The sequence below is a fragment of the Methanomassiliicoccales archaeon genome (assembly GCA_038740345.1).
Taxonomy (GTDB): Archaea; Thermoplasmatota; Thermoplasmata; order Methanomassiliicoccales; family UBA472; genus JAJRAN01.
The window spans coordinates 1-26,665 of record JAVYMA010000018.1 but is presented as its reverse complement, the minus strand read 5'-3'; the positions used below and the strand labels follow the sequence as shown (position 1 = coordinate 26,665).

Here is a 26,665-nt window from a genome sequence, read left to right as displayed (position 1 = left end):
GAAATAAAAGAGGCCGATTATAACAGTTAAACATGGAGGATTTGCCTGAGGAACTTAAAGCTCTTAAGAAGTTCCATGGACACTTAGGACCCTTTGTAGTTGTTGGATATAAAATGGGCATGATCGCCAGAGAGCGGCTTCATGGTAAGCTGAAGGCTGTTTCCTATACTGGTCAAAAACCCCCACTTTCATGCATTGTTGATGGCGTCCAATTTTCATCTTCTTGCACTCTTGGCAAAGGTAATATTGTCGTAATGGAGTCTGGAGATGCCAAGGTCCAGTTTTTAGATGATAAACATCTGATGGAAATCGAACTTATTGATGAGCTTAGAGAAAAATTAGAGAAGACGATGACCAATCAGAATGAAGAAGAGTTGGCTACAGAAATTTTTCATCAAAGGCCTTCAGAAATATTCCACATAACTATAGTAGAGAGAAGCCCGCAAACGATGAGAGTGAAATTAAAGTGAAAACCAGAATCGCAATTGGCATTCGTTTTGTTAGCCATTGTGCCATATGTTGCCAGTTGCCTTCTTGTGTAAGAAAAGTGCTGAAGAAGGCCACTATAATGCATAATTCAATTATGTAAACTCCTGCAATTATGATCATTTTAGCTCTTAAATCTTCATAAACAATCAGACCAGAAGTCAAGCTTAACATCCCTATGGTCAAACCGAGTACTATTGGTGCGAAGAACATGGCTGTATTTTGCATCATATCCATTATAGGTCTAGTTTTTTCAACAATTTCGAACTCACAATCTTCAATGTCAGATAATGATTTCGCCAAGCGCACAGCCACTCTACCAGCTGACACACTATCCGATAGTGCACAATTAACAACTGTTCTAAAGGCCTCGTAGATGAGGGGCCAATCTTCAATTTTATTCCTATTCTCTATAGCCTCTAACAAGGATATCCGACTGATTTTCATAGCATAAAGGATTTCCTTTATCCATCTTTCAAAATGCGTACCAGGCGAGGATTCAGCTGCTTCTATCAATGCCTTTTCTATCCCCGCTCCTGAAGATAATCGAATACCAATCTGATAAAGGCCAGAAATATATTCTCTCCTAACATCCATTAATTTAATTTTTTTTGGTAAAGGCTTTTTCTTCCATAAACTAAAGCTAATTAGAATGCTTAGCGCAATTAGGAAAATTTCTGGATAAGATATGGCTATCTCTATTATTATCATAAATCCGATTAGAATTAAAACAGCAATCCAGGGAACTAAGTCTTCCCACCTGATATTGTTAAAAGAGATTGTGAGGTTAGAAAGTGGGCTTATTTCAAGTATTGAGTATGAATAATAAAAAGAAAAAGTTGGTATTACTATTAATAAAAGAAAGGCGAGAGCCGTTATTGGAAACCTAGGCATGCTGATAACATCAACATAATTTTTATCATATGGAATCGGAGTTGATATGGCCATTAGCGGTGTCATTGATATGAGAATTATTGGTAAAAGAATACCTAATGCATATAGAATCATTACTTGAGTGCTGAGAGAGGATACATATCTCTCTACTATTTGTTTCAAACCTTGGACGGAAATCTCATGAGCTTTATCCATCAAACGTTCCATGCCTTCTTTGGTCGGCTCATATGTTGAGGCCATGATTAGGTGAAGTGAATGTTTCAGGGCTTGATTTATTGAGGACAAAGAGGAGATAAAAATTGTAAGTGACGACTCCACATCATCTCGACAGCGTGTCAAAACTTCCCAGCTCACTAAGGATAATCGTTTACCTAATTCTCCTCGATTAATGCTGGCTGCAAAGAATACAGCTTTATCCAGAGATGGAGTCAAAGTCATGCTCATGGCTAAAGATCCAATAACTGCGGGCGCTTGTCGTAAGAACGCTTTCTGTTCTCTAGTGGCTAATTTTTTAGGACCATTGCATATATGTGAAGATAGAAGAAAAGGTAGTATTAAAGCAACAATGGCAGCTAGAAGTCCCTCTAGGATTCCAACAAATATGAAAATAAAAAGGAAAAGTAACATTCCAACTATAATTCCTAAAATGAAAATTTTCCATGCATGTTCCATAACATTCTCATAAGATAACATATGTCGGCGCATGTATTCTCTTGTAACAATATCCGAAGGAGGTGCCAGAAACTTTTCAAAAAATGGAGGCGGTTGTAAATGAAGAGCCAAAAAGATTTTCATGACTGGACCTCCCCTTCCTTAACCAGCATCTCGAATTCTTGAACGATTTCAAACAAATCTTTTCCTTTTTCAATACCCTCCCAGAGGTGAGAATTGGCCCTTCTAGTCCAACCAGGTGAAAGGAAATCCATACTTCTCTTAATTGCATTGTTTAGAAGAATCTCCCTCATTCTTGCCCTAGCGCAAACATTTTCCAGGGCTTCTTGAAAACTTATATTCCATGACTGCGCGATTTTATCTATTAATTGCGACCCATTTTTTAAAATGTCTGAGCATCCGTTCTCATGAAAATTAATAATATTCCTAAAATCTCCTGGCCGTCCGCGCACCACTTCCGAGATTTCAATTAATTTGCGCGTTGGCTTTTGCGATCCGCGAGGTCTGATAAGGCCAATGGTCAACACCGCATCGGTTGCTAGAAATGCCTCTGGCGCGATTCCCATGTCGTGAACCACTCTTTCATACACTGAAACGGCCGATTCTCCATGAATGGTTCCCAGCACACTTGATCCAGCCTTCCCAGTTCGCATCCCATCGTATAAGACCTGAGCTTCTCGACCACGTACTTCTCCTAAAACAATGGCTGATTCACCCATACGGAGTGAAACACGTAATGCTTCTTCTGCGGCCGATTCGAGATTTACTTGGCCTGAATTATTTATCACAAGGGATTGAACCTTATATCCCATGGATTGCATTTGCCGAATTGGAAGCTCAAGGGTATCTTCGATGGTTAGGATTCTCTGGCCAGGCGGGAATTCAAAAAGGATGGCTCCTAATAATGTTGATTTCCCTGCTCCTCTGGGCCCGCAAATTAAGATAGTGGACCTACCATCTATCAGGAAAGATATTAGTGCAGCTGTATGACAATCAATCATGCCTGAGTTAACCAAGCGCATCAATGTCCAAGGCTCGGGGGAATGTCTTCTAAGGGCTAATGCTATTCCCTGAGGACTCAAAGGAGATCCGATTACGGTTGCCCTCGAGTCAAACCCTGGTATGTCAGTTTCCAATATAGGAAATGCCTGTGAAAAAGCGCGTCCACTGTGAAATTTCATACGGGCGACGAAAGCTCGGATTTCCCTTTCATCCACTATGATATTCGTCGTACACCGTAAAAATGAACTATTCTTACTTAAACCGGAAATAGTAACATGAATTGGATTAGTTTCACAGGGGGCATCGACATAGATATCCTCTAATCTACGATCGGAAAGAAGGATCTCGAATAGACCCAGTCCTGCCGTATAACGCGTAACTACTTCAGCCATGGAAAGAAGCCTTTGTTCGATTTCATGTGACTCCTTTCCTTGATACATTTTTCTACGCTGAACTTCTTTCCGAAGCTCTTTCAAAGCAATAGATTGGATTTGACGCCTGAGATGCCATTTCTCATAATCCTCATTGCAAGGTGTAAGAGACATTATCCTTTCTGTAGCAAGAATTATCAATTCGGTTTCAATGATATCTAACGTGTATTCCCATGGAGTGAGATGATATAATATATCTAATTCACCACCAACCGAGTATATACGTATTTTAGATCCAGCTACTTCGTATTCATCTAAAATTTTGCTGTTTAAAGGAGGGATTAAATTGAGCCAATAATGAGAATAACGGGGGCAAGTTCTCCGATCTTGGTCAAGTAAGCGTCTTAATCCTTTCATATTATAATTTAAACTTTCGGAGTAATATCTCGGAATCAGGACCTTCGCCATAAAATCAATCCTCGATGACCATAAAGGCCCTTTTTTGGACTTTCTTTTCGATTGTTTTTAATCTAGAATTTATATGGGATAGGTGGTCATTTATTCGATTAACGCAATTATAGCACTTTTCATTTGCCTGACGGACAGATTTCAAATTATTTTTTCCTGTTAAGGAGAATGGAATCGAATCTGCGAGCTCTCCAAAAATTAAAGATGGGCGCGAAGAGCAATTTTTGCATAAATGATTTTCTACTCCAATTGGCATTCGACATAATTGGGCGATTTCTGAAAGCTCTATTATTATCTCAATGGAGGGGCCTTCGTACGCTACATCAATATAACGAGATAGAATTATTTTTTCACAGTTAGAAGCTTCCTGAAAGGATTTCAGGCAGCATCGCATGCACATTTGTTCTTTTAGATCTTGAGGTCCAGAGCAATCGCGGCAATCGATTCTAACCTCGCCATCTTTTATTTCTGTTTGTCGTTCGTTCGAGCTTTCATTAATTAATTGAGTTTTAATTTTTGACCTGTAAGCCATTCTCATTCTCACCAATTGTAAAGAGAGAAGAGTTGGATAATTGGTCTGCTATTACGAGCAGATTACAATTCCTATACGAATCAATACCAGTTCTAATATTTAAGGAGATAATTTACGTTCATGGAGGTGCTAGCGCCCGCTGGTTCTATTGACGCTCTAAAAGCAGCCTTATTGGCAGGGGCTGATGCTATCTATTTAGGTGGGAAAAGGTTCGGTGCTAGAAAGTTCGCTCAAAATTTCTCCTTTGAGGAATTGATTGGAGCTATAGAACTCGCACACTCAAGGAGGGCGAAAGTTTACATCACCGTTAACACCTTAATAAAAGAGTCAGAATTGGATGACGCAATTTCTTATATCGGGGAATTAAAAGATATAGGTGCTGACGCGATTATTGTTCAAGATTTGGGACTGGCATCGTTGGTTCTTGACAGGATAAGAATACCTGTTCACGCGTCTACACAAATGGGCATTCACACGCCTGAAGGGGCTGCATGGGCGGAGAAAAAAGGAATAAAAAGGGTGATATTGGCAAGGGAATTAGGACTAAATGAAATAAGTAAAATTAAAAAGTCCACTAATATTGAATTGGAGGTCTTTATTCACGGAGCCCTTTGTTATTGCTTCTCGGGGCAATGCCTTTTCTCCAGTTTTGCCGGTGGCAGAAGCGGAAATAGAGGAATGTGCGCTCAGCCCTGCCGCAAGGAATATAGGTTGGGGAAAGAGCAAGGTTATCTTTTAAGCATGCCAGATCTATTTTGCGCTGAAATCATACCTCAATTACTTTCAATCGGTGTGAGTGCAATTAAAATTGAGGGAAGAATGCGCAGTCCCATATATGTTTATTTAACAACGAAAATATATAAAGCGGCGATAGCGAGGGCTTTGAAAGGAATTGCACCTTTGGTAACGGAGAAAGAAAAAAAGCTCTTAACTATAGCTTTTAACAGAGGTTTCTCACAAGGCTACTATACTGAATCTCAGATGAAATCCACTCTATATCCTGATTCTCGTGGATTGTTTCTAGCGGATGTCGAGGTTAAAGGAGGGTTTGTTTATCCTTATCCTATCGGGCTAAGTGAAGGGGACGGAGTCACTTTGTATCGTGGTGATGAGAAGATTGGAGGGTTCAAAGTCACAAAAGAGCATGTAGCCAATAGATTGTTGAGCATACAATTCCCTGTAAAAGACGGTTTTTACGAGCTCTATAAAACAAGAGATAATGAGTTTAATATGATTGAAAATAAAATTTCATCATTAAATTTTTCTCCTAAAAAGCAAAAGATGAAAAGACGGAAAGAAATTTTAAATTTCGCTTTTAGAGAAAGAAAGCCATGCAAACCAAAAATATCTGCTCTTGTATCTTCATTAAAAACAGCTGAGGCAGTATTGCCTTTTATTGATCGTATTTATTTTGATTTTTCTAAAAAAATGGTAGAAATTGAGGATTTTTGCAAATCACGTGGGATAGAATTCATTCCAATATTGCCACGGGTATCGCCCACCATCCCTGAGATAAAATCAAATTCAATAATGGTGTGCTCTATTGATCAGGCCCATAAATATCAAAAAAATAGGCTGTATGGCTACTACTCCATGAACGTCTTCAATCATTGTAGTACAGAGGGTTTCTATCAGTCTATGGCATCTGTTGAATTGAGTCGTGAAGAATTAAAAGAAATATTAGTAAGGACGTGTAATCGTATTGAAGTATTAGCATTTGGGCGAGTCGAACTAATGGTTTCTAAAGATCCTAATCTAGGAACGGGTAATCTTAGGGATCTTACTGGTAAGACTTTTCCTACCTATCGTGATACTTTAGGTTATGTTCACATTCTAAATTGTGCAGACTTATTGCTATTAGACTTTCTTGATGAGCTTGGAGAAATGGGCGTGGATTCATTGGCTTTGGATTTTAGGCGAAGAGCACCAAATCTAGCCTCACTAGTTGCTAAATCATTTTATTATAATGAAATAAATAAAAAAAATATTATTAAAAGGAAATGTGGGGCAATAACAACGGGTCATTATTTAAAGAAAGTCGATTGAAATATAATCGTAATCGTTTGTTTGAGTATTAATTAATAAAATTGATCAATTATGAAGAAATGGAGAAAATTTCATAATGACTTTTGTGGCATTGGAAGTTTCATTGAGACTTTGATAGCGTTGGTTATTGTGATTTCTGCAGTTAGTATATTAGCTTCGCAATTGCCTTTATTATTTAACTTTAACAGCGAGGACGAGCTGGAATCAGATGCCAACACAATACTACAAAAATCACTCTCCATGATGATGAATGAAAAAGGTTTATTAAAGCCAGAGCAACTAGAAAAAAAAGAAATAACCGCTATAAATTTATTGGTAGCTGATGGTTTTAAGATTGACATCATACCAATCTGCTGCCAAGGGGAGATGATAGAACCATGGACAGTGTTTTCTTCTGATTCTATTCCAAAATCCTTAGAGAGATGTGTAATTCTGAGAAGTCCGGTAGCGATTGAAGCTGGATATGGAAAAGTTATAGCAGCTGAAATGGTGGTGATAGTGTGGTAAGATTAAAAATTCCTAATCGAAGAGGAGTTGGAACTATCTTAGATGCTTGGCTGTTTCTTGTCACTATAATTGGTTTGTCATATTTCATTACCTTTTCAGGAATTATTCAATCTAGTTATGAAAACGAGAATTTTATTTCGAATCAGATTATTGAAAGGGTGACTAAAGCACATAGAGTACTTTTGATAACTACTGTAGAGAGGGAAGGCTTGGAGTTATGTATACCTGAATTTTTCAATTTAAGTGAACAGGGAAATTGGTCTCTTCCTGGGGACATCGAACTCATTGCCCAAACGATTCTCAACAATCTTCTTGGTCCTGATTATAAGTATTTATGGGAGATAGTTTTAAAAGATGTTCGCTATAAGCTGCCCTCCTCAGATGAGATAAAAGAAATAGGCTCAACCGTATTTTGCTCCTCTTTAAAATACCCTGCAGGAGGGGAACAGGATCTAACATCTCTTCTCCTGGTATGGAGCATTCTTTAGCTCATCTTTTTTTAACCATTTTTTTCTGCATTATTATCTCAGCTTTTTTTGTTGCTTTGGAAATTTCAAATAGAGAAAAGGCCATTGATGCTAAAACAAGAATGAATATCATAAAAGCAGAAAAATCCCATGTTACCGCTGAATAAAACTCGAAGTCTGGGTTAAAAAGTTGATACCATAGGACATGAAAAGCTATTAGAATCATTGCTGCAAAAGAAGTAAAATATAATAAATAGGAAAAGATTGAACGCTCGACCTTGAAGGTGATGCATTTTGAACTGCAATTCTCGCAGTTGTCTCGCGAGTACCAATTCCATGGCCTTAGCTCATGGCATTTGGGGCAGTAACAGTATTTCATAAAAATCCAATACGAGCACCACTATATTATTCTCTTTTAAGTAGGGATAGAACATTATGCGCCGAATTTTTCAGACCTCCCTGCCTTATCCAATAGAATAGGCAGGACGTCCATGCCTCTTATTCTCCCCAAACCACCTTGAGAACAACTACCCTCATCAAATCTGGTGTTGGTGTCTGGTACAATGCCTTTGCAATATATCATAAATGGTACTGGATCTCCTGTATGATCCCCTACTTCAATAGGCGTACAATGATCAGCCATAAATGCTATTACAACGTCCTGTGAAAGCCCTTGTCTCAAGATTCCAGCCATTTCATCCAACTGCTCAATAACATTGACCTTTTGTTTTGCGTTTTTATCATGAGAGGCGATATCTGTGGCTTTAATGTTCATTAGAACGAAATCGTAAGTCTGCAATAATTGCAATGCCTTTTGGGCCTTTGATATCATATTTGTGTCCAGGCCTCCTGTAGCACCGCTTATATCCACAACATCAATGCCACAAAGTCTACATACGCCCTTTATTAATGAGACGCCTGCTACGCATGCGCCTTTCAACCCGTATCGCTCACTAAATTTTTGGATATCGGGGAATATGCCAGCTCCACGAGGTAATAGTATATTTGCAGGGGGTTTGCCTTGCTCACGCCTTTTCACATTTATTGGATGTTGATCCAGAACTTCATATGAAAGTTTTACGAACTGGTTGATAACTCTGGCTGTTTTTCTAGCCTCTGGCTCTAATGCTCGAGACTTTTGTACTCGGGATTCAGCATGAGGGTCTACATCAGTCACCTTTGCAGAAAGGCCTTTCCCTCTTAGCAGGAGAACTGCTCTATGCTCAGTAGCTTCTTTTACAATTATATCAACACCTTCAATGGTTAATCCATTTAGTGCCTCAACTAAAAAGGTTGTTTCTGGCTCCTTTATTCTCCCCGCTCGGCGATCTAAAACATTCATCTCACTATCAACAGTAGCAAAATTGCATCGGAGAGCAATATCACCATGTCTCCCTTCGATTCCTATTCCAGCTGCTTCTATAGGTCCCCTGCCTGTATAAACGCGATATGGATCATATCCCAAGATGGCAAGATGTGACGTGTCACTTCCTGGTCTAATGCCGGGTGAAATAACATCCACAATTCCTGTTGCACCTTGCTCAGCGAACCAATTGAGATTTGGGCGATTAGCTGCTTGAAGTGGTGTCTTCCATTGCAATTCCTTTACTGCTCTATCACCCAGGCCATCCATAACCACAATTAATATCTTTCTCGTCAGCATCGTACCAATAACTTTAGTATAACTTGTGAAATTAAAAAAGAAAACGGTTTAATCTTCAACTCTCTTCAATTTTGATTCCATCTCGAACCCAGATTTCAGCTGGTAACGTATTATAAAGCTCTTTCTCTTCATTTTGAATTATTTCATCCTTTGAGAACTCCTCTATCTTTTCAGTATTTAGATACCAATAAAAAATTCTCCAACTACGACCATTGGGCAGTAAAGCTTCCTCCCAAGCAGTTTTCAATAGCCCCATATCTTGTAGGAAATAAAATAAACGTCTATCTTCCTGGTCAAGAGTATTGTCTATAACTTCATTCTCAAAGCCAAAATAATTTAATACCCTCAATGCCAAAGTATCAGCTGCATCTTTTTCCAAACCAACCTTTTTGGCAATAGCGCGTGAAAGTGAAGAATGTCTAGAAACGTCGAACTCTTTCATTATTATCCCTTTCATTTCTCTTTGTTTTCAAAATATTAAAATATATTCAGCGTTGTTTCGATTATAATAAAACATTTATTCGAATGGCGATAAATTTCTATAATCTAAAATACGGATAAGCATATTGTTAACATATCATAGAACATTCTCGACAAATCAAGTATTTTATTCAAATTGCCGATTCATTGTATGAAGATTATGAAATGTCCTTCTTGTGGTGAGGAAATGGAGGATGGATGGCTAGAGACTGAGAGTCTAGTTTCTGGAGTAAAATGGAGGAAGGAAATTAATTCGCTTTCCCGTATAGGTTTAGGAGGGGAAAGAATATATGAATCCAATCTTTGGGGCATTGTACATATAAAAGCTAAAAGATGTCCAAAATGTCGCCTTATAATACATAATTATTAGTTTGTATTATATAAAATTTAAATCAGGTTTCCATGATCTATAGTAGTCTTTGCTGTTGACCTATTGGAACGTTTAATCATTGGGTTAGATTTTTATACGATAGATCATGTATTTTAATTTATTTATTCAATTTTATGAATCTATTTTAAACATTTTTTAAGCTTATCTCTTTAGCCTAAGTAGTAAAGCAAAAGCAAGCTTCTATTTTAAATCCACTCACTTCACCTGAATCCTAAATTTTTTCATAAAATTTGGATGATATATGAAAAACTTAGTGGTCAAAATCAACTAAGCACCTAGTAAATTTCAATACATTTTTATTATTATATTTTTATTTTATAAAATTTAAGACTAAAAATGTGCAGGGGGTGCGATTTGAACGCACGGACCACTAAGGACAGGATCCTAAGTCCTGCGCCGTTGGCCAAGCTTGGCTACCCCTGCTTGTGGCGTGTGATGCTTGCCATATGAATAAACTTTACCATTGTTTTAAAAGATCTAAATACTTCCTAAAGGGTCATAGTTTCAGGTAGAGTTTATTAACAATAATTCTTCGATATCATTATCATCCGTATCATTGTCAAATATATTTTTTTAAAATGCAGAAAAAAGGGCTAAGCAAATTACATTATTTTGGAAATCGGTTCCATTTCAAATAATATAAAAATATATTTAATAAATATTTTTTTATTTATTATCACAATATTAAATTATAAATTTCATTAAAAATTTTCAAAAATTATTAATCGAATATTGGGCTTAAGCGATAGATATTAGATATTCTTTCATTGTTTCAAGCGCTCGTTTTCTGCTTTTTGGATAAGTTTTTATTTTTCCATGTACAGCAATGACATCGTTGCCCTCATTTTTTTCTCCTAAAATCATTATTCCTTCGAACGCATTTTGCTTATCCAATCTAAAAAAGAAGGAACATTCTTCATCGACTCTTCTTTCGAGATCATCAATGAGCGTTTGTAAATCTCTTTTTGATAATCTACTGAAAACTTTTCTGATTTCAATGGATGAACGAATATCAACATCTAAGATTATTATCGGGTTGCCATGATGTCCTTCACATTTCATACGCCCTACATTATTTTCTTCACAACCAGAGGCGAAAATTAAAGCCTTCATCACTTTTCCTTCATCCTCAGTAGCATGGCAAAAGGCTCGAAAGTGCAGGTTGTGCAAACTCATTAGTGGTTAAAAAGAAAAGTGCATTATTATTATTTTTGTGTTTGCACATTGATAGCCAGTGACATGATTATAGATGATAACTATATATTCAGAAAGCCTAGACTAAATTTGATATTGTGATAGAAGTGAGATTTCACGGCAGAGGAGGGCAAGGTGCAGTAATAGCATCAGAGCTCCTTGCGCGAGCAGCCGTTTTAAATCGACTGCATGCAGCCGCTTTCCCTTTTTTTGGTGTGGAAAGAAGAGGCGCACCTGTGACATCATTCTGCCGCATCGATCTGAAGCCAATTCGCACGCATGCAGAAATATACTATCCTGACTATGTAATAGTCTTAGACTCAGATCTTCTCACAATGACAAATGTACTTCATGGTCTTAAGCCAGATGGTATTATTTTGATTAACACCCCCGATGAGCGACGTGAAAATTTGAACCAGAAATGGCCTCGTGTAGCCACAGTAGATGCCACAAGAATAGCTCTCCGGCATGATTTGGGCTCAGAGACAGCACCGATAGTGAACACAGCCATATTGGGTGCATTTTCTAGAATTTGTCCTCAAATACCGTTGGAAAAAATCATTGAGAGCATCATGAAAGCATCTCCAGGAAATAGGGAGGAAAATGCAGCAGCGGCAAGGGAGGCTTATGAGAGCGTAAAGGGGGTGTGGTAGATGGAGACATATAGGGATCTACCCCAGTCGAGCTATACATTACAAAGCACTGAAAGCGTACGCACAGGTACTTGGCGCACACTTCAACCAGTGATTGACTTGAAAAAATGTACCCGTTGTTACACATGTTGGAAATTCTGCCCAGATGTAAGCATAGAGGTAAGGGAAGAAGGCGATTATCCTCGTGTGGATCTGGACCATTGCAAGGGTTGCGGTATCTGCTCCAATGAATGCCCGGTGGGAGCTATTTCCATGATGAGGGAGGATGCAATATGATAGATTTAATGACAGGAAATGTGGCAGCTGCTAAGGCAGCAATGCTCGCCGGAGTCGAAGTCGTTGCGGCTTATCCAATAACTCCTCAAACTTCGATATCTGAGAAACTAGCCGAGATGGTGGCCAATGACGAGATTAAGGCCAAATACATCAAGGTCGAAAGCGAACATAGTGCGATGGCAGCCCTTATCGGAGCATCTTATATGGGAGCAAGGACGTTTACAGCCACCTCTTCCCAGGGTCTTGCGCTAATGCATGAGATGTTGTTCTGGGCCGCAGGGGCGCGGCGTCCTATCGTAATGACCGTGGTTTCACGCTCTTTAGGACCTCCTTGGAATATTTGGACAGACCATATGGATGTCATTGGAGAGAGGGATACTGGCTGGATGCAATTTTTCTGCGAAAATAATCAGGAAGCTTTAGATTTGATATTATTGGCATACAAAGTAGCAGAAGATAAAGAGGTAATGCTACCTACAATGGTCATCGAAGATGGCTTCATTCTTTCCCATACCTTTGAAAAAGTAGACATTCCTGCCAAAGAGGAGGTCGATTTCTTCCTGCCCCCTTTTAATCCAGATGTTAAGGTGAACTTTCGTAAACCTCGAAGATACGGAAGCTTAGTCATGCCGGATTGGACCATGGAATTTCGTTATAATAATTACCTGGCGATGGAGAAGGCAAAAAAGAAGTTCGCAGAGGCAGGATCCGCATTTAGCAAAGCTTTTGGTCGCGATTACTCAAGTCTAATTGAAAGTTATCGCTGCGAGGGCGCAGAAGCAGTCCTTATCATAACTGGATCAGCTGCAGGTACGGCAAAAGTAGCTGCGGACCGCATGCGAGAGCGAGGCAAAAAAGTGGGTGTGGCAAAGATGCGAGTTTTCCGTCCATTCCCTAATGAGGAGCTCCTAAAGCTCGCTGAGAATGTTCGAACAATCGGAGTATTCGACCGCAGCTACACTTTTGGCTATGGAGGTGCGATATATAGTGAGGTTCGGAATGCATTATTCTCTTTGGCAGCAGATCTCAAGGTTAAAGGTTACATAGGGGGCTTAGGCGGAAGAGATGTGACTGAAACAGATTTCGAGAAGATATTTGATGATCTTTTAACTCTGCGTAGAAGCGGCTTAGCATCGAATCAAGTGGATTGGGTGGGGCTGAAGGATGGAAGTATGAGGTGGTGAAATGTCTAAATTCACCATCCCTAAAGAAGAATATTTAAGCAAAGGACATTCGGGCTGTGCCGGCTGCGGAGCCACTTTGCTAGCTAGATTTTGTCTAAAAGCCTTAGGCCCAAAGACAATCATAAATTCACCTGCTTGTTGCTGGTCTGTGGTTCAAGGAGTCTGGCCCAGAGCCGCTTTAAAAGTTCCTGTAGTTGACCATGCTTTCGAATGCACTGGAGCAGTGAGTTCTGGCATTCGTGCCGCCCTCGAGATAAAAGGAATAGATGATGTTACTGTTGTGGGCTGGGCTGGAGATGGTGGCACAGCGGATATTGGGTTACAATCATTATCTGGTGCGATTGACCGCCGGACAGACTTCCTTTATATAATGTATGATAACGAAGCATACATGAACACAGGCGTCCAGACCTCCGGATGCACGCCTCTCTATGCTTGGACCAATACTGATCCAGGAGGGAAAAAGAGGGAATGGAGAAATATTGGAAAGAAGCGAATCATGGATATGCTTATCGCAAATGGGATAGTCTACGGAGCCACGGTCTCCATAGCTTATCCCGAAGATCTAATCGCCAAAATTAAGAAGTCAAGATGCATTAAGGGACCCAAGTTCATTCATGCGCTGTCTCCTTGTCCTCCTGGCTGGAAGATTCCTACTTCCAAATCGGTAGAGGTGGCTCGCTTAGCAACACAAACTGGTATATTTCCGCTCTACGAGTACGAGAACGGCGTAATGACGCTTTCCAAGGACATCAAGAACAAGCCCGTGGAGGAATATCTGATGTTACAAGGTAGGTTTAGGCATTTGACCTCTGAGATGCTATTTGAGATACAAAAGAAAGTGGACGAAGAGTATGAGGCCCTGAAAGCTAGATGTCAAAGGAGCGGTTGAATCTGGTGCCACAAGGGACTAAAGCATTGATGTTGGCCAATGAGGCAATTGCACGCGCTTGCCTTGAGGCAGGAGTTGCGGTGGCAGCTACTTATCCAGGTACACCCTCTTCAGAAATAGGAGGCTATCTCGAGTCCATGTCCAAACATACTGGCATGTATTTTGAGTATTCTATAAACGAAAAGGTGGCATTAGAAGTCGGAGCCGCCGCCGCAGTTTCCGGATTGCGTTCGTTCGTCTTCTTCAAACATGTTGGTCTAAACGTAGCGAGCGACCCTTTCATGTCGTTGGGTTATGTCGGAGTCCGCAAAGGTATGGTAGTTCTTAGCGCTGACGATCCATCTATGCATTCTAGCCAAAATGAACAAGATAGTAGATTCTACGCCCGCCTTGCTGGTGTGCCAATGATTGAGCCTGCAACACCTGCCGAGGCAAAAGAAATGGTTCATGTAGGATTTGAAATATCAGAGAAATTGGAAACACCAGTATTACTTCGCACCTCTACCAGGGTTAATCATGCGCGTGGTATAGTCGAATTAAGGGCATTGCCAAATATTTCCAGGAAGGGGCATTTTGAAAAGGATCCTTTTCGTTTCGTGCCAGTTCCCGCGGTGGCTAGAAAAGGTCGCATCAGGCAATTGGAATGTATGAAGTCGGCTTTGGCCATTTCTGAAGAGTCACCATTGAATTTTGAAATTGGAGACGGTAGCGTAGGCATTATTGCTTCAGGTGTAGCCTATACATATGCCAAAGAATTCATCGAGGATGCCTGCATCCTTAAATTGGGCTTCACTTGGCCGTTGCCCGAATATAAAGTCAAAAAATTCCTTCGAAGATTCGACCGTGTTATTGTATTTGAGGAATTGGCTCCTTTGGTGGAAGAGCACGTGCAGCGCATGGCCCGAGAAGAAGGGTGTCAAACTCAAGTGTTAGGAAAGCTATCTGGGCATCTTCCCATGGCTTTTGAGTATACTCCTGATACGGTCTTGGCTCTTAGGGAACAAATCTCAGTTAAAAATATGAAAAAAACACCTAAATTTGAATCAATACCATTACCTACTCGACCTCCTGTCCTTTGCGCTGGCTGCCCGCATCGTGCAACTTTCTATGCAGTAAAAAAGGCTTTAAATGGCAGGGAAGCTATATTTTCCACTGACATTGGTTGTTACACACTTGGGCTCAACCCACCCCTAAACTCCGCAGATTTTCTGTTGTGCATGGGCTCGAGTGTGGGGGCAGCGGGCGGATTTGCAGAGTCAACAGATCAGAAAGTAATCGCGTTCATTGGGGACTCCACCCTTTTCCATTCTGGCATTCCAGGTATTATAAACGCTGTTTTCAATAAACATCATTTCTTATTAGTGGTGCTTGACAATGGCACGACAGCAATGACGGGGCATCAACCGCATCCGGGAACGGGAAGATCTTCGCCAAGCCCCACCACGCCCGTGGACATAGAAATGATGTTGAAGGGTCTGGGAGTGCATAATATAGGTACAGTCGATCCTTATGATTTATCCGCTACAATTCAGGCCATCAAGACCGCTTTAGATACTGATGAATTCTCAGCCATAATTTCACGTCGCCCCTGCCCTCTAGCATTGATGCGTAGGGGAAAGTTAGAACGGAAAGCTTTCATCATCGATAAATCGAAGTGTGTCAGGTGCCGCACATGTTTCACAAAGTTCACCTGTCCAGCTCTATCCTGGGATGGCATAGATGTTAGCATTATCTCAGAATTGTGCATAGGATGCGGGTGCTGCGCTCAGGTATGCCCGAAGAGAGCAATTGAGGTGAGTAAATGACATTTAACATCTTGATAGTCGGAGTGGGTGGACAGGGAGTCCTGCTCGCCTCACGAGTATTTGGAGAAGCGGCCATGAGCGAGGGTCATGAGGTGGCGATGTCTGAAGTCCATGGCATGGCACAACGCGGAGGCTCAGTTAGCGCAGTGGTCCGATTCGGAAGAGGAACAATATCCCCCCTTATACCCAAAGCAGGTGCAGATCTTATACTTGGTTTCGAGCCAGTAGAGACTTATCGAGCTTTGCAATATGCAAATGAGAACACGATGATCGTCACCGATGTGCAAAAAATAATCCCTATAACCGTTACGGCAGGAAGTGAATCTTATCCCGAGGTGGAGAAACTCATCACGGCCATGCGAGATGCTGGTTTTAGCGTCCTACCTTTAGAAGCCACCCGATTGGCGGAAAAAGCAGGGAGTAAATTGACAGTGAATTCCGTGTTGATAGGTGCCGTATCAGCGCTCAAGGGATTTCCCCTGTCAGAAGAATCTTTGCGTTCTGCTTTGATTGCTAGCGTTCCCGAAAAGGCAAAGAAGATTAATGAGCAGGCTTTCGATCTTGGCAGAGAAGCCGTGAAGCTCTAATGCTCAATCCACCCTGACCATGGTGCCAAGGCGGAATCCGACTACAACATTCCGAAATCCTCTCAAATCACGATCAAGGTTAGGATCGCCAGTATCAACTCTAAGGACCCTGGTCTCGCGCAATTTTGTAGGAGCTGCGAGAATAACCAAATTTTCTAGCCCTACCTTGCGCAGGACTTTGGGAGATATCTGCTGATTTCCCCTGCCTAGAATGAAACCTTGCGCTCCAATGGGAGTCACCAAGATCTTCGCCTTTGGGTGATGTTCTAACAACTCCAAGAGTACAGATTCACTGGCGTCCGCCGCAACCACCTTCCCATCCAAGATGACATCAACTCCTAGGAGTGTCTTAGGTATTTTCAATTTGCGAGCCACCGCCTCCAAAGTTGTCCCAGGGCCAAGAATATAGAGAATTCCAGGCTTAATCTCATCTACCACATAGTCAGCAATAGCCTCTTTCTCTGCTTCGATATCGTTACCTTCATAGTCACCTTTAACAGGTTGTACCATGGATTTCTCATAAGGAGTGAGCAAATATCCATAAAGACGAGCGCTGAGGCGCCCTTGCCTAAAAGCCTCTTCATCTATATCCATTACTTCTGACTTACGAAGCGGAAGCCCTTCCTGAAGGTATTTCCTAAAAAGGTTCGCCGCATCTTTCGGTGTATTAGCAAAAACAGCTGAATGCATTTTTACTCCAGAAGGTACGCCTATTACAGGGATCGTTTCACCCACAGCGTCTAAAATGTCCCTAGCTGTACCATCTCCGCCAGCAAATAGGATCAGCCTAACATTTTTTTCTAGGAAGATTTTACAAGCGATTTTGGTATCAAGAGCAGACGTTTCTGATGAGACTATATGGATAATATCATGAGGTAGACTGAGCCTACTTAGCAAATCCCCTCCCATTCCTCCGCTAGCGGTTAGGAAGGATATACCCTCCAAAAAACCAATATTCTTTAGTGTTTGACTCATCCTTTCCTCTGCCTTTGGAATAGCACCTCGCCGTCTCGCCTCTATTACAATTGAGTATCCATCGGTGCCTTTCAGACCTACTGAACCTCCCATTCCCGCTACAGGGTTAATTATCAATCCTATTCTCACGAAGGACCGATTCTTTTAATCAAATAATAAATTACATGTTATTACGCTCGTTTAAAACTGATTTTTATTACGGAAAAGCTGGAAAGATAACACTTCAAAACAAGTTCAATTATTTTTAAATAAAAAATCGTTGGGGCTCGTATAATTAAGATAAAGCCCCGTCCTGCTTTCACAGACCAGGTATAAAGGTAGTCAACGCATCAATAGGTTGTCTTGGATTTCCGGCGTCTTTCTATTGACGTGAAGACTGCTGGCGTTTAGAGCAAGGTCTTCTGTTGGGGGTGCTAAAGTCGCTACCAAAGACTCTTCCTCGGTATGATGAACCATTTCCTCAACCTGAGGCGTTACCTGAGACACGAAGCATTCAGTAATCTGTGCGCACAGTGAATCTATAATGCGACCCACACTGCGCTCCATGATAGCTAAAGACTCGGACAATGGCATGTCTCCAGCGATATCCATTAATCTATCGTTATCCAGAACGATGGTGTCATTAACCACTTTCCTCAACTTTAAAATCCCTTCTTTGGCTTTATGCGCTCTCTCCTTTTCGTAGGAAAAAGGTGAAATTGCAATAGCAAAAGTTACAGCATCCAATTCTTTCGATACCTGAGCTACCACAGGAGCGACACCAGTACCAGTTCCGCCTCCCATACCGGCGACGATGATCACGATATCGCTACCATATAAAGCTTCACGCACATAAGGCCGGGCGCACTCGGCGCAGTACTCACCAACCTCGGGGAATCCTCCGGCACCTTTACCCATCGTCACATCTTTTCCGATCAATAGCTTTTTGTGAGCCGATATCTCCTGCAACTTGCGTTCGTCAGTATTGATTGCAATAGTGACAACATTGCCCTTGTTTTCAGAATATAACCCATGCACGATGTTATTGCCCGCGCCTCCGCAGCCAACAACAGTTATTTTTGGCTCAGCTATGCCTTTACTGAGCATCGCTACTAACTGCTCAGCCCTCTCATCTCTATCCATCGCCATCCCTGCCTCCTGGTCTGTTGAGGACAGGTTACCTATCGGTCCTTGTGACCGTGCACCCCATCCCCTCTGGCGGCTTTTCACCGTCCAGCCTTTTCGCCCACCGTATTTTACGGGACATACTCAGGAGTGTTCTTTCGCGCCTCCAGAGCTCGTTTCTTGGCATCTTCTAAATGCTCTTTGGAAATGAACTCCTTTCTAACGGTCTCCTCTATCGCATCAGCGATTGAGTTGTAGTAGCCCTCTTTAACCATTGCATTCAGTACATGAAGCACGGCTTTGGGCATCTCTACCGTTATCCGAGCGCCCCGCTCCTCCGATACTGGTGTACCACTAGCCCCTTCAATGAATGTGCGAATGGCAACGCGTGCAAGATGAGAGCGATTCGAGAATTCAGGTCTCTTCTCAACGAATTCATCGATGAGTTCTAAATCCTCGGGCTCTAACCTAAGTGTGATCCTTTCGCCATCCATTTTCGCAGCTCACCAGCACCTTATAGGTGGACTTGTCATATGTATGTCATACGATAATATTTAAACATTGCTTTAATAGTCTCATTTTGTCATACTAAATCTTAATAGCATTTTTTTTATTTAAAAGATTCACTATCCAGAAAGCTCTTCAAATCGCCGAAATCCTATTTACCGTCATGCATAATAACCTGGAAGGTTGTAAATATGTTCGATAGCTGGGCGGAAATCGAGAAAAAATGGCAGAGTCGATGGTATGAAGCTAAAATCAATGAGGCTAATAGAAACGATTGCCCTAAATTCATGATGATTTTCGCCTACCCTGGTGTTACTGGATATCTTCATGTTGGACATATGCGTGGCTTTTCTTATGTGGACGCTATTACACGTTACCGACGCATGAGGGGCGACAACGTCCTATTTCCTGTCGGGACCCATGCAACAGGAAATGGAGCCATCAGCCTTGCAAATAGAGTAAAGAGAAAAGATCCTAAAACAATAGAATATCTATTGGCGAATGGTTGTCCACCAGAGAAATTAGATGATCTTCAAGATCCCTTGAAAGTGGTAGAATTTTTCAACAATGTCTATGTTAATGATTATTGGAAAAGATTTGGCTTCCTTGCTGATTGGAGAAGATTCACCTGCACTATTAGTCCAGATTATGGTAAATTTATACAATGGCAATTCCGCAAACTTATGGAAAAGGGACTATTGATACAAAAGCCCTATTATGCCCCTGCCTGCGTCAACTGCGGGCCAGTGGCAGTGGATGCGTCAGAGACCGATATCCAAAAAGGTGGTAGTGCTGAGATAGTCGAATATACCTTGCTAAAATTCAGATTAGGGGACATGTATCTCGTCGCCGCTACCCTCCGGCCCGAAACGGTGTTTGGTCAAACCAATTTCTGGGTGAATCCAGAGGTAAATTATGTCAAAATACGGGTGGGAGATGAGACATGGGTCGTCTCAAGGGAAGCCTATGAGAAATTAACTTATCAAAAGGAAGGGCTGAAAATTCTAGGAGAACTTCGGGGAAGAGACCTGATTGGTGTGCATTGCGTCGCTCCGGTAATTCACCGCGAGATAATGGTATTGCCTGCTGGTTTCTGCGATCCCAATGTGGGTACGGGTCTAGTGACTAGTGTGCCTTCTGACGCGCCTGACGATTGGATCGCTCTCAAGAATCTTCAAGAAGATCCAGTAGCTATGGCTTCCTTTGGTCTAATCGAAGAAGAAGTCAAGGCGATTAAGCCAATACCCATCATAGATACTAAGGGTTATGGGCCGCTTCCTGCTGTAGAACTAGTAGAAAGGATGGGGATTACTCGCAGTGGAGATCCTCGTTTATTGGATGCAAAGAAGGAGATCTATAAAGCTGGATACCACACAGGCAGGATGAATAGTAACTGTCGAGAATTCGCTGGCATGGAAGTAGAGAAGGCAAAGGAGAAGATAAAGGCGATGATGATCGAGAGGGGAGAGGCCGATATTTTCTATGATCTCTCTGAGGAGGTTGTATGTCGGTGTGGGGGAAAGGTGATAATAAAAAAGATACCTGATCAATGGTTCATAAACTACGGGGATAGGGAGCTCACAGAGAGGAGCAAGCGTCATGCAGAACGCATGCATATCTTGCCGCAGGAATATCACGTAAACATTCATTCTGTCCTGGACTGGTTCAGGGAGCGGGCGTGTGTGCGGCAAGGGAATTGGCTAGGAACGAAATTCCCCTTCGACGACAAGTGGATCATCGAAGCGATTTCTGATTCGACCCTTTATCCATTATATTATTTATTATCCCTTTATGTGAACTCTGGAAAACTAAAAACGGAGCAATTGGAGGAGCCCCTTTTGGACTACGTTTTATTGGGGAAAGGAAATGGGGAAAATGTGGCCAAGACTAGCAGCATTGAACTCTCATTACTTGAAGAAATACGCAAAGATGTAGAGTATTGGTATCCTTTGGATATGAACCTGGGTGGTAAGGAGCACATGACTGTGCACTTCCCTGCATTTCTGATGAACCATGTCGCCATAATGCCCGAGAGGCACTATCCCCGGGGAATCTTCGTGAATTGGTATGTGATTGGCAAAGGGGGTAAAATATCTAAGTCTAAAGGAGGCGCACAACCTATACCTGGGGCCGCCGAGCGTTTCGGAGTTGACACTCTGAGATTGTATTATGCTCACATAGCTTCTCCCTTTGCTGATGTTGAATGGGATGAGGAGTCTGTGGAAAAATACAAAGCAAAACTGGAGAGGATTTTCAAACTAATAGAAGAAATGAGAACTCATATTTGCAAGGGACAGATGGATGATATAGACCGTTGGCTCATCTCAAGGATGAACACCCGTCTCTTAAAGATAAACAAGGCGATGGAGGATTATGATCTTCGCTTCTTAGCTAATGAAGTTTATTTCGAAATTTACAATGACCTTAGATGGTATGCGCGTAGAGGTGGTTGTAATGGGGATGCAACAAAGAAAATCATCGACGCATGGGTAAGAATGATGTCTCCTATAACTCCACATTTAGCAGAAGAGCTATGGGAAGTAATTGGGGGTAGCAGTTACGTCTCCTTAGCACCTTTTCCAGAATCTGACACATCACAAATAGATTACGAAGCGGAGCAAGCAGAAGAGTACCTGAAATCGGTAATGGCGGATGTGAATGAGATAATCAAAGTTACCGGAATAAAGCCAAGGTCCATTTATATTTACACTGCTCCTGAATGGAAAAAATTGATCTTCGACATTGCTTTAGGGATGGCAAGGGAGAAGAAACTTAGTGTATCCGCCTTAACTAAAGAAGTGATGATGCGGGATGATTTTAGGTCTAAAGGTAAGGAGGCTGCAGATTTTGCAAGAAGAGTTGCGGAAGACTTGATGAAAAGGTCCATGGAGGAAGTGGAGAGGAGCCTCATCAAAGTTGATGAGTTACGATATCTCCGTGATGCGGCGGCGTTTATGACCTCAGAATTAGGATGTGATATCATTGTCCATTCAGCCGATGAACCAGAGCTATTCGATCCAAGTCGTAAGGCGAAAAACGCCCTGCCTTTCCGTCCAGCTATATATATTGAATAAAGCGGTCGATTTGGAAGAAATCTTTATTACCCCCAACGGGTAAAAAGTTGATGTTCTTGTTTAAGCTGATCGAGGACCTTTCCAATTATGAAATTCACTATGTCTTCTACACTCTCAGGGTTTGAATAGAAACCAGGATTTGCAGGTAGGATTGTCACCCCTAATCTAGCTAGCTTAAGCTCATTCTCCAGCATGATTGCACTTACCGGAGTTTCCCTAGGTACAATAATCAATTTACGACCTTCCTTAATGAACACGGATGCCGCCCTAGTTATCAATGTATCCGCCATTCCGTTGGCAATTTTGGCTACGGTGCTCATGGAGCACGGGATTATTATCATCGCGTCTATCAAGCAACTTCCTGAAGAAGGAGGAGCAAACATGTCATCATCCTCATAGCATATATCTGCAAGGGATGCTACTTCTTCAGCTTTCATTTGCAACTCTCGTTCTAAAATGCCTTTAGCTGTTTTAGAGACTATTAACCATCTTTCCCCTTTGAGGCAACGAAGCAATCTGACTCCGTATACCACGCCGGAGCTACCTGTGATTGCTACTAAATATCGCACGCATCTTCATTGAGCGTGAAGTATTTGAATATGCAAGATATGAATAAGCAATCCATATGGAATCTAGACTGCGCAACTCTTTAATATAAGTAGATGATTAGGCGCACAGTTGTCCGGTTGTTGGGAGAGTTACACTCAACGCCAGAGGTAGATTAGAATGGTTACAGTGCATGACGTCCCTGCAGAGGAGCTAATAGCCAAGGTAGCATCCAAATTAAGGGATATAGAATTCATTAAACCACCAGAGTGGGCAGAATTCGTAAAAACAGGGAGGCATACAGAGAAGGCACCAGTCCAAAAAGATTGGTGGTACACTCGTTCAGCTTCAATACTAAGGAAGGTTGCTATAAAAGGTCCGATAGGCACCTCAAGATTGGCTGAGGAATATGGTGGATTTGCTGATCGGGGCTCGAAACCAAACCGAGCGGTTAAGGGATCTCGGAACATAGTCAGAAAAAGCATTATGCAGCTTGAGGCTGCAGGGCTAGTTGCAAAAAACAAGAATAAGGGTAGAATATTGACCCCCAAAGGACAAAAATTACTTGACGCTGCAGCTAAAGAAGTTGCAGACAGGTTAAAATGATGAGCGTGATGAATATGGATGACGCTGAACTTGAGGAACTGCGCCGCCGCAAATTGGCGGAACTTCAAAGACAGCAGGAGGCGCAAGCTATGGCGCAGGAGCAACAGCGTCAAATTGAAATGCAGCGCCAAGCCATTATGCGCCAGATACTGACTCCACAAGCACGAGATCGATTATCTAACTTGAAGATGGCATACCCTGAAATCGCTCGTTTGGTTGAGGATCAGCTCATCGGGCTGGTGCAGACAGGAAGAATCCAGCAACAAATAGATGATTCTACACTTAAGGAGATATTAAGGCGAGTGGCGCCCAGGAAAAGGGAGATCAAGATAGAGAGGTTGTGACGTTAATGACGCGTAATAAACCCCCGGCAATGAAGATGCGGCTAAATCGTAAAGTGAAGCAAAATCGCAGAGTTCCTAGTTGGGTTATTTTAAGAACGAATAGAAATGTCCAACGCCACCCGCATCGCAGGAATTGGCGCCAGAGCAAATTAAAGGAGTGATGGCATGGTAGAAGAGGAGAAAATAATGAACGTACCACTCAAGGTCACGAAAGCCTCACCCCGATCCAAGAAGGCAAAAAAGGCTGTCTCAGAAATCCGAGATTACGTAGCAAAACACATGAAAGCAAGGCCTGAAGACGTTTGGATGGACCAGCAGGTGAATGAAGTTCTCTGGTCCAGAGGTATTCAGAAGCCGCCGTCGAGGCTTAGAATTAAAGCGGTGAAATTCGAAGACGGGCTGGTTGAGGTATCTTTGCCCGAATGAATGAGCTAGACTAGATGATACGACTCAGCCATTATAACGGAAATCCATATATCGGCGTTTATGCGGCAGCGAATGAGTTTGTAGCATTCGTTCCTAAAGATGCGCCGATTTCTTTAATGAAAGACATTCAACAGGCGCTTGATGTAGAAACTCATCGTGTAAGTCTAGCTGGAACGAATTTAATAGGTTCCTTACTTTCGATGAACTCATACGGTGCCGTCGTTTCCAATATGACAACGAGTCTAGAAATGGAAGCGATTTCGGCTTTTTTACCAGTTTTTCGTATAGAGGATAAGGTTAATGCCTCTGGAAATAACATACTTGCTAATGATTTCGGGTGTGTAGCTAATCCAGACTTATCGAAGAGAACGATTAAAGGAATTGAGGAGACGCTACAGGTCCCGGTCGATCAGATGATGATTGCGGAGCATAGGACTGTAGGCTCTGTTTGTACGGCCACAAATAAAGGAGTACTTTGCCATCCTTCTGCTTCTCCAGATGAAATAGCGTTAATAAAAGACATGCTTAAGGTGCCTGTGTCAATAGGCACTTTGAATTATGGTGCACCAATGGTTGGTGCATGCATGATAGCCAATAGTAAGGGAGCGGTGGTAGGGAATAAATCCACGCCAATCGAATTAGGGCGCGTTGAAGATGCGCTGGATATAATTTAAATTACATGAGTAAATTTTGTAGGTTTTAATAATAAATTTTTTATATTTATATATTTCGAACATTGAAATTTTATTTAAATCCATGATAATTTATTTATATCTATGGTGAAAACACCCAATATTCAGTTTCTTTAGGAAGCTCTTCAGGTGTTAATTCGATTTCATTGCCTACCTTTATAATTTTATCCTGCGGTATTTTTTTAAGGAAATCATCGATGGTTTGAATGGACAATGATAGTCCACCATATCTGTAATGCATCGGTATTACGACCTTAGGTTTCATTATGTCCACCAATTCTTTGGCTTGAGAACCATTCAAGGTGAACACTCCTCCTACGGGAATGAATGCAATATCTATCTCACCAATGGCTTCTAGTTCTTTCCTACCTAGAATATGTCCTAAATCGCCGCAGTGAAGGAACTTTGCACCTCCAACCTCGAAGCGGAATAAGTTAATTTTTCCGCGTTTCGAACCACGCACCTCGTCATGATACGCTTCGATTCCGCGTATCCTTATCCCCTTTATTTCATGCTCGCCGCGTTCTTTAACTACTGCATAATCTCCTTTTACAACCCGCACAGCGTTATGATCAAAATGGTCGTGGCTAATTAAAACAATATCAGGTCTGCTGACAGGAGCCTTTATTCCCAATGATTTTCCATCATGGGGATCCAATAAAACAATCTTTTCCGCTTGAATCTCAAAGCATGCATGGCCATGCCAAATGATCTTCATAATATCACTTACATTCAATGAGAAAAAGCAGCTCCGCAAGATGGACAACGCTCATCTGTTTCTTCCACTTCTTCATGGCACCGAGGGCATATTATAACTTCTTCTACAACCTTAGCATTATTGTATATTTTTTTATCAAAACTTGAAGATTTTTTAGTAAACCTTTCATAAGCCATACTCACGCCTATAGTCAATGTCAAGGCTCCAGCAATTGAAAGTGCCCATCCTATAGGTACATCAACATAAGACATCGAATAAAGAATTAGGGCAATTACATATATCACCACGCCAATTCCCAATAAAAACCTATCTATATAAAATGGAAAACCATATTCTTGCTGCACCTCGACATAGCTTTCTGCACTTTTCGTTTCCAACTTCTGTGGATCTACCACGACTGCTTCGGATATGGTTGAATTCACTGCCGCAGCGGCTTGAGCAGTTACGGGTTCTCCGATCATTGTTTCTACGAAGGCACGAATGTCCATATCTTCCGCTTTAGCGCTTGATTCGAGCTCATCTTGTTGAACACTTGTCGACTCATTCGATCTTATTATTTCTGAGGAATCAATATCTAGCTTGTTTGATGGGGGTGTAGATGTTATAGAATCCGATTTGTTTATCAAAGGCTTAACGTTTTGGTCATCTCTTGCGGTTCGAATAATTGTTGACTCTATCTTTCTTGATACTTCATCATCAAGAACGATTGAGTCAGCAGGTCTATTCATTCTTTCAAGTATTTGAACATGAGATATCCACTCATCTGCCACGTCACGAAACTCCCAACCGCAGAAATCACACTGGGCCGTGGATGGCTTATTTCGTAAGCCGCATCTGGGGCATTCCTTGAATCCAGATTTTTTGTCCATCCAAATCTCTGAACTCTCATACCTCTTTATAATATTTCTTCCGTGACACTCATAGAAGATAGTGACGAATTTAGAGAAATTATTTTAAAACTTAATAGAGTGTCTGATTGGTGGTTAATTTCTCAGCAAACTTAGTCCCGCTTTTGATTTATTATTTTGATTTATTATGTTCAATCCAAACTAATTGCTATTTTGATTCGATATTTCATAGTTTATCAAATAAGATATAAATAG

Annotated in this window: 29 protein-coding genes and 1 tRNA gene; 17 read left to right on the top strand and 13 right to left on the bottom strand. The window is 41.5% G+C overall.

All coding sequences use genetic code 11. The features are described 5' to 3' along the window. The first annotated feature begins 32 nt into the window (after positions 1 to 32). The gene (locus tag QW520_06840; GenBank protein ID MEM0449517.1) at positions 33 to 470 is read left to right on the top strand and encodes a formylmethanofuran dehydrogenase subunit E family protein; all 438 of its coding nucleotides are present in this window, start codon (positions 33 to 35) and stop codon (positions 468 to 470) included. Here QW520_06840 and QW520_06835 read toward each other — a convergent pair. From QW520_06835 to QW520_06825, 3 genes are all read right to left on the bottom strand, one after another. After that, positions 424 to 2,175 carry a hypothetical protein gene (locus QW520_06835; GenBank protein MEM0449516.1) on the bottom strand — a complete coding sequence of 584 codons (1,752 nt, stop codon included), beginning with the start codon at positions 2,173 to 2,175 and terminating at the stop codon, positions 424 to 426. The genes QW520_06840 and QW520_06835 overlap by 47 nt on opposite strands. Next, on the bottom strand, positions 2,172 to 3,599 hold the full coding sequence (locus tag QW520_06830; GenBank protein ID MEM0449515.1) for a type II/IV secretion system ATPase subunit: 1,428 nt from the start codon (positions 3,597 to 3,599) through the stop codon (positions 2,172 to 2,174). Before QW520_06830 ends, QW520_06835 begins: the two co-directional genes overlap by 4 nt. A 298-nt stretch (positions 3,600 to 3,897) precedes the next feature. Then, positions 3,898 to 4,425: a hypothetical protein gene (locus QW520_06825; protein ID MEM0449514.1), complete on the bottom strand. Its 528-nt coding sequence runs from the start codon at positions 4,423 to 4,425 to the stop codon at positions 3,898 to 3,900. 120 nt (positions 4,426 to 4,545) lie between these two features. On the opposite strand from QW520_06825, the gene QW520_06820 reads away from it, so the two are divergent. From QW520_06820 to QW520_06810, 3 genes are read left to right on the top strand one after another with little or no spacing between them, the layout of a single operon-like run. Then, a complete protein-coding gene (locus QW520_06820; GenBank protein ID MEM0449513.1) occupies positions 4,546 to 6,471 on the top strand; it encodes a peptidase U32 family protein in 1,926 nt (641 codons plus the stop codon). 51 nt (positions 6,472 to 6,522) lie between these two features. Further along, positions 6,523 to 6,978 (top strand): hypothetical protein, encoded by a 456-nt coding sequence (locus QW520_06815; protein MEM0449512.1) that lies wholly within the window; start codon positions 6,523 to 6,525, stop codon positions 6,976 to 6,978. After that, entirely contained in the window at positions 6,972 to 7,466 is a 495-nt protein-coding gene (locus QW520_06810) for a hypothetical protein (protein MEM0449511.1), read from the top strand. Before QW520_06815 ends, QW520_06810 begins: the two co-directional genes overlap by 7 nt. Before the next feature lie 412 nt (positions 7,467 to 7,878). On the opposite strand, the gene QW520_06805 is transcribed toward QW520_06810, so the two are convergent. Both QW520_06805 and QW520_06800 read right to left on the bottom strand, forming a co-directional pair. Then, a complete protein-coding gene (locus QW520_06805; GenBank protein MEM0449510.1) occupies positions 7,879 to 9,108 on the bottom strand; it encodes a 2,3-bisphosphoglycerate-independent phosphoglycerate mutase in 1,230 nt (409 codons plus the stop codon). 55 nt (positions 9,109 to 9,163) lie between these two features. Then, complete coding sequence (locus QW520_06800) at positions 9,164 to 9,550, bottom strand: DUF6015 family protein (GenBank protein MEM0449509.1); 387 nt, start codon at positions 9,548 to 9,550, stop codon at positions 9,164 to 9,166. A gap of 189 nt (positions 9,551 to 9,739) precedes the next feature. On the opposite strand from QW520_06800, the gene QW520_06795 reads away from it, so the two are divergent. Further along, the gene (locus QW520_06795; GenBank protein MEM0449508.1) at positions 9,740 to 9,958 is read left to right on the top strand and encodes a PF20097 family protein; all 219 of its coding nucleotides are present in this window, start codon (positions 9,740 to 9,742) and stop codon (positions 9,956 to 9,958) included. Positions 9,959 to 10,318: 360 nt separating this feature from the next. Here the strand turns inward: QW520_06795 and QW520_06790 are convergent. Together QW520_06790 and QW520_06785 are read right to left on the bottom strand one after the other, a co-directional pair. Then, positions 10,319 to 10,402 (bottom strand) — tRNA-Leu (locus QW520_06790). A 315-nt stretch (positions 10,403 to 10,717) separates the two neighbouring features. Then, positions 10,718 to 11,155 carry an RNA-binding domain-containing protein gene (locus QW520_06785; protein MEM0449507.1) on the bottom strand — a complete coding sequence of 146 codons (438 nt, stop codon included), beginning with the start codon at positions 11,153 to 11,155 and terminating at the stop codon, positions 10,718 to 10,720. Between the two features lie 116 nt (positions 11,156 to 11,271). On the opposite strand from QW520_06785, the gene QW520_06780 reads away from it, so the two are divergent. Genes QW520_06780 through iorB form a run of 6 tightly spaced genes read left to right on the top strand, consistent with a single transcriptional unit; the run spans position 11,272 to position 16,570 of the window. Next, positions 11,272 to 11,826, top strand: a complete 555-nt coding sequence (locus QW520_06780; protein ID MEM0449506.1) for a 2-oxoacid:acceptor oxidoreductase family protein — start codon at positions 11,272 to 11,274, stop codon at positions 11,824 to 11,826. Beyond that, positions 11,827 to 12,102, top strand: coding sequence for a 4Fe-4S binding protein (locus QW520_06775; GenBank protein MEM0449505.1), 276 nt, complete (start codon positions 11,827 to 11,829; stop codon positions 12,100 to 12,102). It begins immediately after the preceding gene. Continuing rightward, positions 12,099 to 13,286 carry a transketolase C-terminal domain-containing protein gene (locus QW520_06770; GenBank protein MEM0449504.1) on the top strand — a complete coding sequence of 396 codons (1,188 nt, stop codon included), beginning with the start codon at positions 12,099 to 12,101 and terminating at the stop codon, positions 13,284 to 13,286. The genes QW520_06775 and QW520_06770 overlap by 4 nt, the downstream gene beginning before the upstream one ends. Position 13,287: 1 nt before the next feature. After that, the gene (locus QW520_06765) at positions 13,288 to 14,178 is read left to right on the top strand and encodes a thiamine pyrophosphate-dependent enzyme (protein ID MEM0449503.1); all 891 of its coding nucleotides are present in this window, start codon (positions 13,288 to 13,290) and stop codon (positions 14,176 to 14,178) included. Next, on the top strand, positions 14,160 to 15,983 hold the full coding sequence (iorA, locus tag QW520_06760) for an indolepyruvate ferredoxin oxidoreductase subunit alpha (GenBank protein MEM0449502.1): 1,824 nt from the start codon (positions 14,160 to 14,162) through the stop codon (positions 15,981 to 15,983). The genes QW520_06765 and iorA overlap by 19 nt, the downstream gene beginning before the upstream one ends. After that, entirely contained in the window at positions 15,980 to 16,570 is a 591-nt protein-coding gene (iorB, locus tag QW520_06755; GenBank protein MEM0449501.1) for an indolepyruvate ferredoxin oxidoreductase subunit beta, read from the top strand. Before iorA ends, iorB begins: the two co-directional genes overlap by 4 nt. 3 nt (positions 16,571 to 16,573) lie before the next feature. Here iorB and QW520_06750 read toward each other — a convergent pair whose 3' ends face one another. The 3 genes from QW520_06750 to QW520_06740 form a co-directional block, all read right to left on the bottom strand. Continuing rightward, the gene (locus QW520_06750; protein ID MEM0449500.1) at positions 16,574 to 17,674 is read right to left on the bottom strand and encodes an ATP-NAD kinase family protein; all 1,101 of its coding nucleotides are present in this window, start codon (positions 17,672 to 17,674) and stop codon (positions 16,574 to 16,576) included. Positions 17,675 to 17,866: 192 nt separating this feature from the next. Next, on the bottom strand, positions 17,867 to 18,754 hold the full coding sequence (locus QW520_06745; GenBank protein MEM0449499.1) for a hypothetical protein: 888 nt from the start codon (positions 18,752 to 18,754) through the stop codon (positions 17,867 to 17,869). Positions 18,755 to 18,780: 26 nt separating this feature from the next. Further along, positions 18,781 to 19,143 carry a hypothetical protein gene (locus QW520_06740; protein ID MEM0449498.1) on the bottom strand — a complete coding sequence of 121 codons (363 nt, stop codon included), beginning with the start codon at positions 19,141 to 19,143 and terminating at the stop codon, positions 18,781 to 18,783. A gap of 204 nt (positions 19,144 to 19,347) precedes the next feature. Between QW520_06740 and leuS the strand changes: the two genes are divergently transcribed. Then, positions 19,348 to 22,230, top strand: a complete 2,883-nt coding sequence (gene leuS, locus QW520_06735; GenBank protein ID MEM0449497.1) for a leucine--tRNA ligase — start codon at positions 19,348 to 19,350, stop codon at positions 22,228 to 22,230. A gap of 26 nt (positions 22,231 to 22,256) precedes the next feature. Here the strand turns inward: leuS and QW520_06730 are convergent, their stop codons facing one another. Further along, on the bottom strand, positions 22,257 to 22,799 hold the full coding sequence (locus tag QW520_06730; GenBank protein ID MEM0449496.1) for a UbiX family flavin prenyltransferase: 543 nt from the start codon (positions 22,797 to 22,799) through the stop codon (positions 22,257 to 22,259). A gap of 157 nt (positions 22,800 to 22,956) precedes the next feature. Between QW520_06730 and QW520_06725 the strand changes: the two genes are divergently transcribed. The 5 genes from QW520_06725 to QW520_06705 are packed head-to-tail and all read left to right on the top strand — an operon-like array spanning position 22,957 to position 24,826. Continuing rightward, the gene (locus tag QW520_06725; GenBank protein MEM0449495.1) at positions 22,957 to 23,382 is read left to right on the top strand and encodes a 30S ribosomal protein S19e; all 426 of its coding nucleotides are present in this window, start codon (positions 22,957 to 22,959) and stop codon (positions 23,380 to 23,382) included. Positions 23,383 to 23,390: 8 nt separating this feature from the next. Then, positions 23,391 to 23,726: a DNA-binding protein gene (locus QW520_06720; protein MEM0449494.1), complete on the top strand. Its 336-nt coding sequence runs from the start codon at positions 23,391 to 23,393 to the stop codon at positions 23,724 to 23,726. 5 nt (positions 23,727 to 23,731) lie between these two features. Next, the gene (locus QW520_06715; GenBank protein ID MEM0449493.1) at positions 23,732 to 23,887 is read left to right on the top strand and encodes a 50S ribosomal protein L39e; all 156 of its coding nucleotides are present in this window, start codon (positions 23,732 to 23,734) and stop codon (positions 23,885 to 23,887) included. A gap of 4 nt (positions 23,888 to 23,891) precedes the next feature. Further along, positions 23,892 to 24,152, top strand: coding sequence for a 50S ribosomal protein L31e (locus QW520_06710; GenBank protein ID MEM0449492.1), 261 nt, complete (start codon positions 23,892 to 23,894; stop codon positions 24,150 to 24,152). A gap of 14 nt (positions 24,153 to 24,166) precedes the next feature. Beyond that, entirely contained in the window at positions 24,167 to 24,826 is a 660-nt protein-coding gene (locus QW520_06705) for a translation initiation factor IF-6 (protein ID MEM0449491.1), read from the top strand. Between the two features lie 100 nt (positions 24,827 to 24,926). On the opposite strand, the gene QW520_06700 is transcribed toward QW520_06705, so the two are convergent. Further along, complete coding sequence (locus tag QW520_06700) at positions 24,927 to 25,562, bottom strand: MBL fold metallo-hydrolase (protein MEM0449490.1); 636 nt, start codon at positions 25,560 to 25,562, stop codon at positions 24,927 to 24,929. A 14-nt stretch (positions 25,563 to 25,576) separates the two neighbouring features. Further along, positions 25,577 to 26,332 carry a hypothetical protein gene (locus QW520_06695; protein MEM0449489.1) on the bottom strand — a complete coding sequence of 252 codons (756 nt, stop codon included), beginning with the start codon at positions 26,330 to 26,332 and terminating at the stop codon, positions 25,577 to 25,579. Positions 26,333 to 26,665 lie beyond the last annotated feature (333 nt).

Coding starts and splice junctions, on each gene's coding strand:
- QW520_06805 (MEM0449510.1), bottom strand. CDS start 9,108: ATGCTGACGAGAAAGATATTAATTGTGGTTATGGATGGCCTGGGTGAT.
- QW520_06840 (MEM0449517.1), top strand. CDS start 33: ATGGAGGATTTGCCTGAGGAACTTAAAGCTCTTAAGAAGTTCCATGGA.
- QW520_06765 (MEM0449503.1), top strand. CDS start 13,288: ATGTCTAAATTCACCATCCCTAAAGAAGAATATTTAAGCAAAGGACAT.
- QW520_06820 (MEM0449513.1), top strand. CDS start 4,546: ATGGAGGTGCTAGCGCCCGCTGGTTCTATTGACGCTCTAAAAGCAGCC.
- iorA (MEM0449502.1), top strand. CDS start 14,160: ATGTCAAAGGAGCGGTTGAATCTGGTGCCACAAGGGACTAAAGCATTG.
- QW520_06785 (MEM0449507.1), bottom strand. CDS start 11,155: ATGAGTTTGCACAACCTGCACTTTCGAGCCTTTTGCCATGCTACTGAG.
- QW520_06770 (MEM0449504.1), top strand. CDS start 12,099: ATGATAGATTTAATGACAGGAAATGTGGCAGCTGCTAAGGCAGCAATG.
- QW520_06795 (MEM0449508.1), top strand. CDS start 9,740: ATGAAGATTATGAAATGTCCTTCTTGTGGTGAGGAAATGGAGGATGGA.
- QW520_06825 (MEM0449514.1), bottom strand. CDS start 4,425: ATGGCTTACAGGTCAAAAATTAAAACTCAATTAATTAATGAAAGCTCG.
- QW520_06705 (MEM0449491.1), top strand. CDS start 24,167: ATGATACGACTCAGCCATTATAACGGAAATCCATATATCGGCGTTTAT.
- QW520_06815 (MEM0449512.1), top strand. CDS start 6,523: ATGAAGAAATGGAGAAAATTTCATAATGACTTTTGTGGCATTGGAAGT.
- QW520_06710 (MEM0449492.1), top strand. CDS start 23,892: ATGGTAGAAGAGGAGAAAATAATGAACGTACCACTCAAGGTCACGAAA.
- leuS (MEM0449497.1), top strand. CDS start 19,348: ATGTTCGATAGCTGGGCGGAAATCGAGAAAAAATGGCAGAGTCGATGG.
- iorB (MEM0449501.1), top strand. CDS start 15,980: ATGACATTTAACATCTTGATAGTCGGAGTGGGTGGACAGGGAGTCCTG.
- QW520_06835 (MEM0449516.1), bottom strand. CDS start 2,175: ATGAAAATCTTTTTGGCTCTTCATTTACAACCGCCTCCATTTTTTGAA.
- QW520_06725 (MEM0449495.1), top strand. CDS start 22,957: ATGGTTACAGTGCATGACGTCCCTGCAGAGGAGCTAATAGCCAAGGTA.
- QW520_06720 (MEM0449494.1), top strand. CDS start 23,391: ATGAATATGGATGACGCTGAACTTGAGGAACTGCGCCGCCGCAAATTG.
- QW520_06830 (MEM0449515.1), bottom strand. CDS start 3,599: ATGTCTCTTACACCTTGCAATGAGGATTATGAGAAATGGCATCTCAGG.
- QW520_06740 (MEM0449498.1), bottom strand. CDS start 19,143: ATGGATGGCGAAAGGATCACACTTAGGTTAGAGCCCGAGGATTTAGAA.
- QW520_06715 (MEM0449493.1), top strand. CDS start 23,732: ATGACGCGTAATAAACCCCCGGCAATGAAGATGCGGCTAAATCGTAAA.
- QW520_06800 (MEM0449509.1), bottom strand. CDS start 9,550: ATGAAAGAGTTCGACGTTTCTAGACATTCTTCACTTTCACGCGCTATT.
- QW520_06700 (MEM0449490.1), bottom strand. CDS start 25,562: ATGAAGATCATTTGGCATGGCCATGCATGCTTTGAGATTCAAGCGGAA.
- QW520_06775 (MEM0449505.1), top strand. CDS start 11,827: ATGGAGACATATAGGGATCTACCCCAGTCGAGCTATACATTACAAAGC.